The organism is Chryseobacterium gilvum, from assembly GCF_025628965.1.
In the GTDB taxonomy this organism is placed as follows: Bacteria; Bacteroidota; Bacteroidia; order Flavobacteriales; family Weeksellaceae; genus Chryseobacterium; species Chryseobacterium gilvum.
This window is the reverse complement of sequence record NZ_JAOTEN010000005.1, coordinates 98,356-110,737: the sequence shown is the minus strand read 5'-3', so window position 1 is coordinate 110,737 and position 12,382 is coordinate 98,356. Positions and strand designations below refer to the sequence as shown.

At 36.0% G+C, this 12,382-nt stretch carries 12 protein-coding genes; 4 read left to right on the top strand and 8 right to left on the bottom strand.

Going from position 1 to position 12,382, the window contains the following annotated elements; translation table 11 throughout:
* Positions 1 to 129 precede the first annotated feature (129 nt).
* The 6 genes from N0B16_RS13455 to lpxB form a co-directional block, all read right to left on the bottom strand.
* Positions 130 to 897 carry a succinate dehydrogenase/fumarate reductase iron-sulfur subunit gene (locus N0B16_RS13455; protein WP_262991470.1) on the bottom strand — a complete coding sequence of 256 codons (768 nt, stop codon included), beginning with the start codon at positions 895 to 897 and terminating at the stop codon, positions 130 to 132.
* Positions 898 to 921: 24 nt separating this feature from the next.
* A complete protein-coding gene (locus N0B16_RS13450) occupies positions 922 to 1,497 on the bottom strand; it encodes a hypothetical protein (protein WP_262991469.1) in 576 nt (191 codons plus the stop codon).
* A 5-nt stretch (positions 1,498 to 1,502) separates the two neighbouring features.
* Positions 1,503 to 3,515, bottom strand: coding sequence for a fumarate reductase/succinate dehydrogenase flavoprotein subunit (locus N0B16_RS13445; protein ID WP_262991468.1), 2,013 nt, complete (start codon positions 3,513 to 3,515; stop codon positions 1,503 to 1,505).
* A gap of 16 nt (positions 3,516 to 3,531) precedes the next feature.
* On the bottom strand, positions 3,532 to 4,194 hold the full coding sequence (locus tag N0B16_RS13440) for a succinate dehydrogenase cytochrome b subunit (RefSeq protein ID WP_262991467.1): 663 nt from the start codon (positions 4,192 to 4,194) through the stop codon (positions 3,532 to 3,534).
* Positions 4,195 to 4,338: 144 nt separating this feature from the next.
* Complete coding sequence (locus tag N0B16_RS13435) at positions 4,339 to 6,108, bottom strand: ComEC/Rec2 family competence protein (RefSeq protein WP_262991466.1); 1,770 nt, start codon at positions 6,106 to 6,108, stop codon at positions 4,339 to 4,341.
* Positions 6,109 to 6,207: 99 nt separating this feature from the next.
* Positions 6,208 to 7,311: a lipid-A-disaccharide synthase gene (lpxB, locus tag N0B16_RS13430; RefSeq protein ID WP_262991465.1), complete on the bottom strand. Its 1,104-nt coding sequence runs from the start codon at positions 7,309 to 7,311 to the stop codon at positions 6,208 to 6,210.
* Positions 7,312 to 7,460: 149 nt separating this feature from the next.
* Here lpxB and N0B16_RS13425 point away from each other — a divergent pair, with 149 nt between their 5' ends.
* From N0B16_RS13425 to N0B16_RS13415, 3 genes are all read left to right on the top strand, one after another.
* Complete coding sequence (locus N0B16_RS13425) at positions 7,461 to 7,970, top strand: DUF2480 family protein (RefSeq protein WP_262991464.1); 510 nt, start codon at positions 7,461 to 7,463, stop codon at positions 7,968 to 7,970.
* A 3-nt stretch (positions 7,971 to 7,973) separates the two neighbouring features.
* Positions 7,974 to 9,233, top strand: a complete 1,260-nt coding sequence (locus N0B16_RS13420) for a protein O-mannosyl-transferase family (protein ID WP_262991463.1) — start codon at positions 7,974 to 7,976, stop codon at positions 9,231 to 9,233.
* A 111-nt stretch (positions 9,234 to 9,344) separates the two neighbouring features.
* A complete protein-coding gene (locus N0B16_RS13415; RefSeq protein WP_262991462.1) occupies positions 9,345 to 9,998 on the top strand; it encodes a DUF937 domain-containing protein in 654 nt (217 codons plus the stop codon).
* 54 nt (positions 9,999 to 10,052) lie between these two features.
* On the opposite strand, the gene N0B16_RS13410 is transcribed toward N0B16_RS13415, so the two are convergent.
* Together N0B16_RS13410 and N0B16_RS13405 are read right to left on the bottom strand one after the other, a co-directional pair.
* Entirely contained in the window at positions 10,053 to 10,172 is a 120-nt protein-coding gene (locus N0B16_RS13410) for a 30S ribosomal protein THX (protein WP_262991460.1), read from the bottom strand.
* 94 nt (positions 10,173 to 10,266) lie between these two features.
* Positions 10,267 to 11,661, bottom strand: a complete 1,395-nt coding sequence (locus tag N0B16_RS13405; protein ID WP_262991459.1) for an MATE family efflux transporter — start codon at positions 11,659 to 11,661, stop codon at positions 10,267 to 10,269.
* A 216-nt stretch (positions 11,662 to 11,877) separates the two neighbouring features.
* Between N0B16_RS13405 and N0B16_RS13400 the strand changes: the two genes are divergently transcribed.
* Entirely contained in the window at positions 11,878 to 12,315 is a 438-nt protein-coding gene (locus tag N0B16_RS13400; protein ID WP_262991458.1) for an ankyrin repeat domain-containing protein, read from the top strand.
* Positions 12,316 to 12,382: the final 67 nt, after the last annotated feature.

The following is a 12,382-nucleotide window of genomic DNA, read 5'->3' as shown; positions in this document are numbered from 1 at the left end:
AAATTAATAATTAAGCAAAAATAAGTTTTTCAATATACTAAATACAATATTGCTAAGTATTTTATGAAAGATTTAACTAAAAAAATCGTCTTCACTGCGGAAGACGATAATTTATATATGGGATTGATCTTATCCCTTATCTGCCATGGCAGACATATACTCTCTATTCATTCTTGCGATGTTTTCCAGGGAAATGCCTTTAGGACATTCTACTTCACAAGCTCCGGTATTTGAACAGTTTCCGAAACCTTCATCATCCATTGCTTTTACCATATTCAGAACTCTTCTCTTGGCCTCTACTCTACCTTGAGGTAAAAGTGCGTATTGAGAAACTTTGGCTCCTACAAATAACATGGCAGAACCGTTTTTACAAGAAGCGACACAAGCTCCGCAAGCGATACAGGCTGCAGCATCCATTGCTTTGTCTGCGTCTTCTTTAGGAACCGGAATTGCGTTGGCATCTAATGTATTTCCTGAAGTATTTACAGATATAAATCCTCCCGCAGCCATTACTCTGTCAAATGCGCTTCTGTCTACAATTAAATCTTTAATTACAGGAAAAGCAGCGCTTCTCCAAGGTTCTATAACAATCGTTTCACCGTCTTTGAACATTCTCATGTGCAACTGACAGGTTGTAATCCCGGTATCAGGACCATGCGCTCTACCATTGATATAAAGAGAACACATCCCACAGATTCCTTCACGGCAGTCGTGATCGAAAGCGATGGGTTCTTTTCCTTCGTTAATTAAATTTTCGTTCAGAATGTCTAACATTTCCAAGAATGAAGAATCTGTAGATACATCTGATATTTTATAAGTCTCGAACTGACCTTTAGATTTATTATTTTTTTGTCTCCAAATTTTCAGCGTAAGATGTAAGCCTTTTTTTGCACTCATAATGTTATATTTATAGGTTGGAGATTATTTTATTGGTTTATCTGCATTTTGAAATTTCATTTCTGAATTTAAAACGGCAATTTTATTTGAGTTCTTTGTTTTCAACTCCTGATACTTTTCCATTGCTTTGGCAATGTTTTCAGATTTATCGTCATTTGACTTTGCATATATCTGTTTAGTATCATTTTTAATTACCTGATAAAAAAGTTTTTTATCTTTAAATTCGTTAGGATTCATAGGCTTAAGATTAACTCCAGCCACAAAAGCGCCCATTTGCCCCTCTGCATTGATAACATACACGCTGTTAGGTTCAAGATTGGCTTCTACATAATCTCTGTTTTCTGCACCTGCCCAAAACAAATGTTTTCCGGGATCGCATTCATACACAAGATACTTGCCGCTTGGAACTGATCCTAAAAACAAATCCTCATCATACAGTCTGAAATTAATTAAAAGACCCGCTCCGGTTTTTAAGATATATACCAATGATTTTCCCTCTGATGGTTTATCAATAGATTGCGTGGTCACTTTTTGAGCTAAAACAGTAGAAAATCCTAAGAGAACTACTACAAATAATAGTATTTTTTTTAAACTCTTCATAACTGTTATTTATAGCTTCTTGTTTTCACTTCAATGTTTTCATAGATCAGATCTTCCTTATGCAGAACCTCCTGATTGATGTCTCCTCCTTGGTATTCCCATGCTCCTACATATTTGAAATTAATATCGTCTCTCTCAGCTTCGCCTTCCGGAGTAGAATGGTCTTCACGGAAATGACCGCCACACGACTCGTTTCTGTGTAATGCATCAATAGCCATTAATTGACCCAATTCTAAGAAATCTGCTACTCTGAAAGCTTTTTCAAGCTCAGTATTCATTCCTTCAGCATCTCCCGGAACTTTTACGTTTTTCCAGAAGTCTGCTCTTACTTCTTCAATTTCTTTGATTGCCTCTCTCAATCCTTCAGGAGTTCTTCCCATTCCTACTTTATTCCACATGATGTGTCCTAATTTTTTATGGAAATAATCTACTGAATGAGATCCTTTATTATTCAGGAAGAAATCTACTTTACTTCTGATTTCTTTTTCTGCTTCATCAAAGTCTGCCGAAGCAGTCGGGATAGAACCCGTTCTGATGTCTGCAGAAAGGTAATCTGCGATGGTATATGGAAGTACGAAATATCCGTCTGCAAGACCCTGCATCAGTGCAGAAGCTCCTAATCTGTTGGCTCCGTGGTCTGAGAAATTGGCTTCCCCAATGACAAAACATCCCGGAATCGTAGACTGTAGGTTATAATCAACCCAAACTCCACCCATTGTGTAATGAACTGCCGGATAAATTTTCATCGGTGTTTTATACGGATCATCTGCAGTAATCTTTTCGTACATTACGAATAAGTTACCATACTTTTCCTCGACCCAGCTTTTTCCTAAATCATACAGCTGCTGATCTGTAGGATTGCTGATATGTTTTTCAATAGCGGCTTCTCTACCTTTTTTCATGATTTCTGTAGAGAAATCGAGGTAAACCCCTTCCTGAGTATCATTATTTTCGATTCCGAAACCTGCATCGCATCTTTCCTTAGCAGCTCTGGACGCAACGTCTCTGGGAACCAGGTTCCCAAACGCCGGATATCTTCTCTCCAAATAATAATCTCTATCTTCTTCTTTAATATTTTCGGGTCTTAATTTTCCTTCTCTGATTGCTACTGAATCTTCAATTTTCTTAGGAACCCAGATTCTTCCTGAGTTTCTTAAGGATTCGGACATCAAAGTCAGTTTAGACTGCTGCGTTCCGTGTACCGGAATACATGTCGGGTGAATCTGTACATAACAAGGGTTTGCAAAGTACGCTCCTTTTTTATGGATCTTCCAGGCTGCGGAAACGTTTGAACCCATTGCATTTGTGGATAAGAAATATACATTTCCGTATCCTCCGGAAGCAATGACTACCGCGTGAGCAGAATGTCTTTCAATCTCGCCGGTTACCAGATTTCTTGCAATAATCCCTCGTGCTTTTCCGTCTACTATGACCAGCTCCATCATTTCATGACGGTTGTACATTTTAATTCTGCCCTTCCCGATCTGACGGCTCATTGCAGAATAGGCTCCCAATAATAATTGCTGACCGGTTTGTCCCTTAGCATAAAAAGTTCTTTTTACCTGAACCCCGCCAAAAGAACGGTTGTCTAACTGACCGCCATATTCTCTTCCGAATGGAACTCCCTGCGCAACACACTGATCAATAATATCTGCAGAAACTTCTGCCAGTCTATACACATTTCCTTCTCTTGCTCTATAGTCACCCCCTTTGATTGTATCATAAAACAATCTATAAGTAGAGTCACCGTCACCCTGATAATTTTTAGCAGCGTTAATCCCGCCTTGCGCAGCAATAGAATGCGCTCTTCTTGGTGAATCCTGATAACAGAATGCCTTTACATTATATCCCTGCTCTGCTAAAGTAGCTGCAGCAGAACCTCCTGCCAAACCTGTACCTACCACAATAATATCAATTTTATCACGGTTGTTAGGCGCAACAAGGTTCATATGGTCTTTATGATTTTTCCATTTGTCCTTTAAAGGACCTGCCGGAATTTTTGCATCTAATTTACTCATATTCGTATGATTGATATTATTGAGTTATAAAGTGATAAACAGCAATGAAAATAAATCCTGCCGGAATTAAAATTGAATACCAGTTTCCAAAAGCTTTGATTACCGGAGTATATTTCGGATGTCTTGCTCCTACCGACTGGAAAGAAGACTGGAAGCCGTGTCCTAAATGCAATCCCAATAAAACAAAAGAAACTACATACAGCGCCACTCTCCAGATGTCATTAAATTTATTATGAAGATCTCCCCAGAAACGGGTTTCTTCTATCGGAAGACCATTAATATATTTGTAATTCATCTCATGAAACCAGAAATCATACATGTGCAAAAACAGGAAAGCCAGTATTACCGCTCCTGAAATAAGCATATTGCGGGACATCCAGGTAGAATTGGCCGAGCCTTTATTCATATCATACCCAATAGGACGCGCACTTTTGTTTTTAATTTCCAGGACAAAACCCATCACAAAATGGAAAATGACCGCAAACATCAAAACGGGCTGCATTACAAACTGAATCAGAGGATTATACCCCATAAATTGCGAAGCATTGTTGTATGCCGATTCTCCGAAAACCGATAAAAGGTTTACCGAAAGGTGCATCACCAAAAAGATCAGCAAAAACATAGCCGACAATGCCATAGCATATTTTCTACCTATCGTAGAACTTGTTAAACCTGCCATATTAAGTTTAAATTTGAATTTGTACAAAATTAGGAAATGTTAACAAGAATAAAAACTGAGAAATCTCACTATTAGACAGTTTGTAATGTTTCTAAATAAGATTGCTAAACATAATAAAATCAGAATAAATTATAACATTAAATATCATTTTAAAGAATAAATTTTACCATTAAAAATCACACTTCCAGCATTGGTCGGTAAAATTTTCACATCAACATTTTTCACCCTTCTGGAAGATTGATAAGGATCGATAATATATTTTTTTATCAATTCCTGATCATCTTTACTTGCAATCCAAAAACTGGCATTTTCTCCTTTTTTTACAGATACAATTTTATGCTTTCGGTATTGATGAATGAGTATCTCCGACTGCTGGTTTTCTAATACAGTACAGGAAATCCTTACAATGCAAAAACCTATTACAGCCATTAACAAATGAGATCGGTTCTTAAAATTATTTTTAACCATCATACATCTTAGAAAATACAGAACAAGAAACAGTATTGAAACCTCTGCCAAATTCATCGGAATATGCCCGAAAAAAAGCTGGTCAAAATCTGCGAACCAATGAATCACATGCAGTAATATTTTTACGATCTCATCATACACAATGATCATCCAACTAAAATCCAATCCTATTGCAAACAATCCCGTCATTATGAATGAAAAAACAATAATAACTTCTGAAAATGGTACGATAAAAAAATTAGCAATAATAGAAATGAATGAAAACTGATGAAAATAATACAACACCAACGGAAGCGTTGCGAGCTGAGCAGAAAGTGAGACCGATACCGTATTGTAAATCAGCTTTTTAAAGTAATTATTTTGTTTCGGCAGATACGATAAAATCGGTTGGTTTAGCCAGAATATTCCGAGAACAGCCAAAAAACTAAGCTGAAAACCAACATCAAAAATCTGTTGGGTATCAATGATTAAAATAATAAAAGCAGATAAAGCCATTGAATGCAGCAAATCTGGTTTTCTCTGCAGTAAAATATATCCAAAATATACACTCAACATGATACAGGAACGCACGACCGAATTTCCGAATCCTATACATAAGGCAAAAAACCAAATGCAGCCTAAGCTGATCATAACAGCTGATTTTCTAAATTTTAAAGGAATGATTCTGACCAGGAAATAATACAACAGCCCAAAGATAACCACAATGTGCGTCCCTGAAATGGCCAGGAAATGCACTAATCCGGATCTGTTAAAATCCTGTAAAGTTCCGGAGTCAATTTCCGTGCGGTCTGCCAAAATAATTCCTTTCAAAAACTCCTGGGTCTTAGCAGATAATTTTGACCGATTGATATTCAGAAGAACCTCAAGGCGTTTCTGCAGAACATTTTCGTTCAGAGACAGGTCATTTCTTGGAGCGGAAGAAATTTTTTCATTGATATAACATTGGTAATTGATATTTTTTCGGTGCAGATATTTTGAGTAGTCAAACTGAAAATCATATTCCGGAGACTGAGGCTCGCTTATGTAGGACAGAGCTTTGTAATAGTGCTTAAAATCAAGCTCTTTACTTTTTTTAGGAATGAGTAAGACGGCATTAAAAACATGATGATCCAGAGAAACAACCGCTTCATATTTTTTATTTTTTTCTGTAGAATTTAGCTTTTTGGAAATCTTAAAAACAATGGTTTCGTTTTTTCCAATATTCAATTTTTGGTTTTCAAAGCTGTTGATACAGTGGAGAGCCATACCGATTCCGATGAAAGAAACGGCAAGAAATACCGGTTTACATTTGCTGATAAAATAAGTGTTGAAAAAAATCAAGATGATTAATGCAAAACTTACTCCTACCACTGCATGAATAATTTTCAGGTCAAAAGAAAAAAGATCCTGAAAAAAAATCCCGGCGATGAAACAAATGACAAGAATGAATAGCGGCTGTCTGTTCAAAATTTGTGTTTTGAACAAAATAAAGCAATTTATTCTGTTTTATAAAGCTTTTTGCGAAAAATTTATATAAATTACAATAAAGTATCAGAAAAGAATCAGTTACATATTCAAAATAACCTCAGCCGCATTTTCACTCGCCCCTTTTCCGCCCAATTTTTCCTTCAAAACGGTATATTCGTCAAGCATTTTTACCCTTTTCTCTCCCTCTAGAATCAGTTTCAACTCCTTCATCAGGTTTTTCGTATTTAAATCATTTTGAATCAATTCTTTAACCACTTCCCGATCCATAATCAAATTTACCAGAGAAATGTACTTGATATTTTTTACCAGCCTTTTTGCAATCGCATACGAAATTGTACTTCCGCGATAGCAAACCACTTCCGGAACATTTAGCAAAGCCGTTTCTAAAGTTGCGGTGCCCGAAGTGACCAATGCCGCTTTTGAACACCTCAGTAGATCATAGGTTTTATTGGATACAAAATGCACATTCTCATCCACATACTTCTGGTAAAATTCTTTGGGAAGACTGGGTGCTCCTGCGATAACGAACTGATATTCTTTAAAATAAGGCCGTACAGAAAGCATGATTTCAAGCATTTTTTCTACTTCCTGCTTCCTGGAACCCGGCAAAAGTGCAATAATTTCTTTTTCATTAAGACCATTTTCGGACTTAAATATTTCAGGATCAAGATCTTCAAGGCTCGAAATCGCATCCAGTAAAGGATGGCCTACAAAGTGAGAATGTACTCCGTGTTTCTGATAAAAATCTTTTTCAAAAGGAAGAATCACCATCATCTCATCCACGTATTTTTTGATGATTTCTACCCTGCCTTCTTTCCAGGCCCAAAGTTGCGGCGAAATATAATATACTACTTTAATTCCCAGTTGTTTCGCAAATTTTGCAATTCTGAGATTGAACCCCGGATAATCTACCAGAATTAAAACATCCGGCTGATGATTTTTGATGTCTTCTTTGCAGAATTTAATATTGTTTAAAATCGTTCGTAAATTCATTGCCACTTCCAGAAAGCCCATAAAAGCAAGGTCACGGTAATGTTTTACCAAGGCTCCGCCCTGTTTTGACATCAGATCGCCGCCCCAGAATCTGAATTCTGCGTGAGGATCTTTTTGCTGTAAAGCTTTCATTAAATTGCTTCCGTGCAAATCTCCGGAAGCCTCTCCTGCAATAATATAATATTTCATGTTGTTGAAACCTTTATTCGTTTATATCTAAACCTCTCGATTGTACTATTAAATGATGTATAATGGGAGGTTTCTATGATAAGGATAGAGAACAAATTAATCGTTATTGAATCTTAATTTGTAAATTTGTTCAAAGATAATGATAAAAAATGTCAGAAGAATTTGAAATAAAAAATAAAGTAGCCTCCAGTGGCCTTATCAATTTTGACCTGGCTGACCTGGTTCCTAAAGGGGAGCGAAAAGGCATTGACCTGAAAGATTTTCTTTTTATGGAAATGATCCTGAAAGAAAAAGATTTCCGTGAAAAAGTAGAAGCAATCCCTACGGCAGAGTATGAAAACACATATGTCTATATTTATAATTCGGCAGATGCTATTGTTCCGCTCTGGGCTTATTTCTTAATCACGGCAAAATTAACGGATATCACTAAAAAAATTATTTTCGGAACCCGTGAAGATCTTGAAGTGATTTTAATGCATAATGCGATTCAGACTCATGATTTTGATGAGCTAAAAGACAAAAGAGTTTTGGTAAAAGGATGTTCTGATCAGGAAATTCCTGAAAATGCCTATATTGAACTCGTAGAGCAACTGAAACCTATTGTGAAATCACTGATGTTCGGGGAAGCGTGCTCTAATGTCCCTATTTTTAAAAACTAATGAATGAAAAGTAGGGCTATTCCTTTCTTAATTTTTTTACTTTTTTTCCTGATCTATGATATCGGAAGTTTTTCTAAAATATCGTTCGGAGACTGCATAGGATTTGTCTTAGATGTTGAGAATCGTAGGTTTATCACTAATGTAACTCCGCTTGACCACTTTTTATACATTAATATCCCCATATTTTTCTCAAAATTTCTAGATTTTGAAAGCATTTTTCTAATGCGTCTGATGTCTGTTATTCCTGCTGCTTTAACAGTGAGTCTGGTATTCATCTTATTAAAAGAATTTATTGCAGAAAACTGGATCGCCGTGACCTCAACATTCATATTTGGCCTGAGTTTTACTTTTTGGCGCAGTGCTGAAACGGTAGAAGTTTATACCTTCAATTCCTTAGCTGTAATTATTTTTTTTATCTTTTCAGTTAGATCGTTAAAGGATAATTCTCAAAAAAATATTCTACTTTCGGGTATTCTTTTGGGCGTAAGTTTTTGGATTCATATTCAGAATATCATGCTGATTCCGGCATATATGGTTTTGCTCTATTTGGTAAGACATAACAGAAAAAATGTTTTATGGTCGTTGATCTCTTTTCTTTTTATTTTTTCTTTAATGTTTCTTGTAAATTATATTAACGATATTGAATTTAAATATGTTTTTACTTCAAAGAAAGGACCCTGGGTGGAGAATACATTTTCGCAAAGCTTTTTTGATTTGGGTAAAGATGTTGTAAAATCAATTCTTTATCTGGTCTACAATTTTAATGTTTTTATTACCTTTTGCGTCGCCGGTATTATTTATTTGTACAGAAATTTTAAAAATCAATTTTTCTTTCTGGCTATCGCTTCGCTATTCACATTTGGGTTTGCCACTTTCTATGCTGTTTCCGATAACTATGTCTATTTCATTCCCTTCTATTTGATATTTGTAGTGTTTATTGCATTAGGAATTAAGGTTCTAGACCCTAAGTTTCAATTGAAAAAGCTAAGGTTTTCCCCCTTGCTGATCCCTTTATTTTATGTATCGTGTTTTTACATGGTGTCTTTTACCCAAGCCGGTGAAAAATTTCATCAGGAAAAATTGTACAAAGATGGTTTGCGCTATTACATGTTGCCTTGGCTTCATAATAATGTGGGCTGTATAGAATTTACATTAGATAATATACAATGCAATGATAACGTTGATGCAATGAGAGAAGCTTCTAGACAATTTATAGAATTACGTAAAAAAAACGAAACACTGGATGAAATTCGAAAATTATAATGTGCCCTCAAAATATAATATCGATTTAAAATTTAGAGAAAATTCCGTGTAAAAATTGTTAATGGAATATTTTTTGATAACTTTGGCTAACTAACAAATAAAAAAAACACAATGAGTTTATTAGACCTACTTACAGGTAACACCGGAAATCAGGTTGCAGAACAAGCAGAAAACAAATTCGGCATCAGTAAAAATCAGATTATCGCGCTTTTGGCGGTAGCCACTCCACTTGTTATTTCTTATCTCAGAAATAAATCTCAGGATGCCAACGAAGCAGAATCCTTAAATAAAGCTTTAGATAAAGATCATGACGGGAGCATTTTGGATGACCCTTCGCAGCTTGAAAACAGACAGAATGAAGGTGGATCTATTCTTTCGCACATTTTTGGCAATCAGAAAAATACGGTTGAAAATCAGTTATCTCAAAATACGGGGATCTCAATTGATAAAATCGGTCCCGTTTTAGCAATGTTGGCGCCGGTTATTATGGGATATATCGGAAAAGAAAAGCAGCAGAATAACGTAGGCGCAGGCGGATTGGGTGATTTGTTGGGAGGAATTCTTGGAAACGCATCCAACCAAGCTCAGGATCAGAGCGTAAGTCCGTTAAATGATATTTTGGGCAGCGTTTTAGGCGGTGGAGGCCAATCTTCCGGAAATCCTTTAAATGATATTTTAGGAAGTGTACTCGGCGGCGGTCAACAGCAGAAACAACAAAGCGGCGGCATCGGTGATCTTCTCGGAAACCTGTTGGGAGGAAAGTAATTAACAATTCATTACATAAAAAAGACCGAAGATATACTTTCGGTCTTTTTGTTTTTACGCTTTTTCTTTTTCAGATGAAGCGGCGGTAGATTTTGAAGCTTTTCTTGGTCTTCTTTTGCCGTAGCTTCCTGCAGTAATCTTACCTTTTCTGGATTTCTTATCGCCTTTTCCCATAATGAAATATTTATTGGTGAAGTGCGAAGTTATAAAATATGAATGTAAACGTCAAAGATTTCATATGCTAAAAAATTATAATTTCGTAATGGCATCAAACTTTGACCTTTTTCCATTTTCCTTTTTTGAATAAAATAAACGCAGCAATAGTAAGCGCAATTTCTGCAACGGGTATTGATATAAAAACGCCTTTAGGCCCCATCCCCAAAAATTTTGAAAGAACATATGCCATCGGAATCTGAAACATCCAGAATCCGAAAAAATTGAGCCAGGTTGGCGTCCAGGTATCACCTGCACCATTGAAAGCATTAATGGTTACCATACCGATGCCATAAAAAACAAATCCGGTACTCATGATATGAAGTGCACTTTCTGCAAAATCTTTAATATGAATATCATCCGTAAAAAAGCTTACCAGAAAATCTCCCAGGAAGAAAAAAATAAGACTCACAGTAAGCATAAAAACCACATTATATTTTACGGTTTTCATAACTGACTGCTCTGCACGCACCATTTCATTGGCACCCATGTTCTGTCCTACCAAAGTAGAAGCAGCGTTACTCAGTCCCCACGCGGGAAGCATAAAAAACATCATCAGACGGAGTGCCGTCTGATATCCCGCGGAAGCATCTTCCCCTCCCGTTGTAGCTACCAGCTGAGCCAGGAAAATCCAGCTGCAAGACGCGATTACAAACTGAAAAATCCCCGGTGTTGCTATTTTCACAATGGATGTAATAAGCTTACCATCGGGTTTAAAATATTTTGTTTTTATTCTCACTAAAGAATCTGCCACAAAAATATGATACAACTGATATGAAACGCCTATACTTCTGCCAATCGTAGTTGCAATTGCAGCACCTGTTAAACCCATTTCCGGAACGGGTCCTAATCCTCTGATCAAGACGGGGCAGAGAATAATATTGGCAATATTGGCAATCCAAAGACTTTTCATAGCAATGGCAGCATTTCCTGCACCCCGGAAAATCCCGTTGATTAGAAAAAGAAGCATAATAATTACGCTGCTTCCCATCATAATTCTGGTAAAATCTTGACCGTAAAAAGCCGCCTCAGGTTTTGAACCCATAAGCATTAAAATATCTTTAGCATAAATAACGCCTAATAAGCTCAAAATTAAAGTAATCACAAAAGAAACTGAAATGACCTGCGCTGCACTTCTGGATGCCTGTTCTGGATTTTTCTCGCCAATTCTTCTCGCAACTACTGCTGTTGCGGCCATACTCATCCCGATTGCAATAGAATAAATTATTGTAAGTACAGATTCTGTAAGGCCAACTGTCTGTATAGCAAAACCACTTTCTTTAAGATGACCTACAAAATATAGGTCTACCAAAGCAAATACAGATTCCATGGCCATTTCCAGCATCATGGGAATCGCTAGAAGGAGAACGGCACTTCTGATACTGATTTTTGTGTAATCGGTTTCTTCTTTACTAAAAGCTTTTTTGAGAAAATCGAGATATTTTTTCATATGTTTCTGCAGATTTTCAAAAATACAATTTCGTGCGTAAACTATTTAATATTGACAATCAAAAAAATAATTAAGAATATAAATTAAAGATCAAATTAAGAATTATAATAACGATTTATAAATAAAATTCAGAAAAATAGATCAAATGGATGAGTAATTAATAAGATGTATCAAAAAAATTATTAGATTTGTATATTGTTTAGAAAAATAAAATCTATGAAAAAAATAATTACTTCTACTCTGATCTTCGGAATTTCTATGTTTGCCAATGTTTTATTTGCTCAGCAGCTTTCTAAAGTACAGAGACAGGCTATCCAGTCAGACAATATACAGGCCTTTAAAACCGCTTTTGCAAAAGCAGATTATGACAAATGTTTTGGGGTAAAAAGTGAATCTTTCACGATGCTGTCATATAGCGCTCTTAATAATAAGAAAACGATTTCCAACTTTTTATTAGCTAACAAAGCTGATGTAAACAAAGCTTGTAACGGAATGACTCCTCTTATGAATGCAGCGGTTTTCGGGAACGCAGACATGGCAAAAATGCTATTGAAAAAAGGAGCTGATAAAAACATCAAAGATCAGAACGGACTTACCGCAAAAGATTATGCAGTAAAAAACAACCATTCTGCCTTAGCTGAGCTTTTAAAATAAAAAAATTACATTCTATAGTATTTAAAAACTTCCTCCAGGAAGTTTTTTTGCTTTTAAACCTTTTTAA

What these genes read in the sequence shown, in the direction of transcription:
- N0B16_RS13455 (WP_262991470.1), bottom strand. Translation starts at nt 897, where the DNA reads ATGAGTGCAAAAAAAGGCTTACATCTTACGCTGAAAATTTGGAGACAA.
- N0B16_RS13450 (WP_262991469.1), bottom strand. Translation starts at nt 1,497, where the DNA reads ATGAAGAGTTTAAAAAAAATACTATTATTTGTAGTAGTTCTCTTAGGA.
- N0B16_RS13445 (WP_262991468.1), bottom strand. Translation starts at nt 3,515, where the DNA reads ATGAGTAAATTAGATGCAAAAATTCCGGCAGGTCCTTTAAAGGACAAA.
- N0B16_RS13440 (WP_262991467.1), bottom strand. Translation starts at nt 4,194, where the DNA reads ATGGCAGGTTTAACAAGTTCTACGATAGGTAGAAAATATGCTATGGCA.
- lpxB (WP_262991465.1), bottom strand. Translation starts at nt 7,311, where the DNA reads ATGAAATATTATATTATTGCAGGAGAGGCTTCCGGAGATTTGCACGGA.
- N0B16_RS13425 (WP_262991464.1), top strand. Translation starts at nt 7,461, where the DNA reads ATGTCAGAAGAATTTGAAATAAAAAATAAAGTAGCCTCCAGTGGCCTT.
- N0B16_RS13420 (WP_262991463.1), top strand. Translation starts at nt 7,974, where the DNA reads ATGAAAAGTAGGGCTATTCCTTTCTTAATTTTTTTACTTTTTTTCCTG.
- N0B16_RS13415 (WP_262991462.1), top strand. Translation starts at nt 9,345, where the DNA reads ATGAGTTTATTAGACCTACTTACAGGTAACACCGGAAATCAGGTTGCA.
- N0B16_RS13410 (WP_262991460.1), bottom strand. Translation starts at nt 10,172, where the DNA reads ATGGGAAAAGGCGATAAGAAATCCAGAAAAGGTAAGATTACTGCAGGA.
- N0B16_RS13405 (WP_262991459.1), bottom strand. Translation starts at nt 11,661, where the DNA reads ATGAAAAAATATCTCGATTTTCTCAAAAAAGCTTTTAGTAAAGAAGAA.
- N0B16_RS13400 (WP_262991458.1), top strand. Translation starts at nt 11,878, where the DNA reads ATGAAAAAAATAATTACTTCTACTCTGATCTTCGGAATTTCTATGTTT.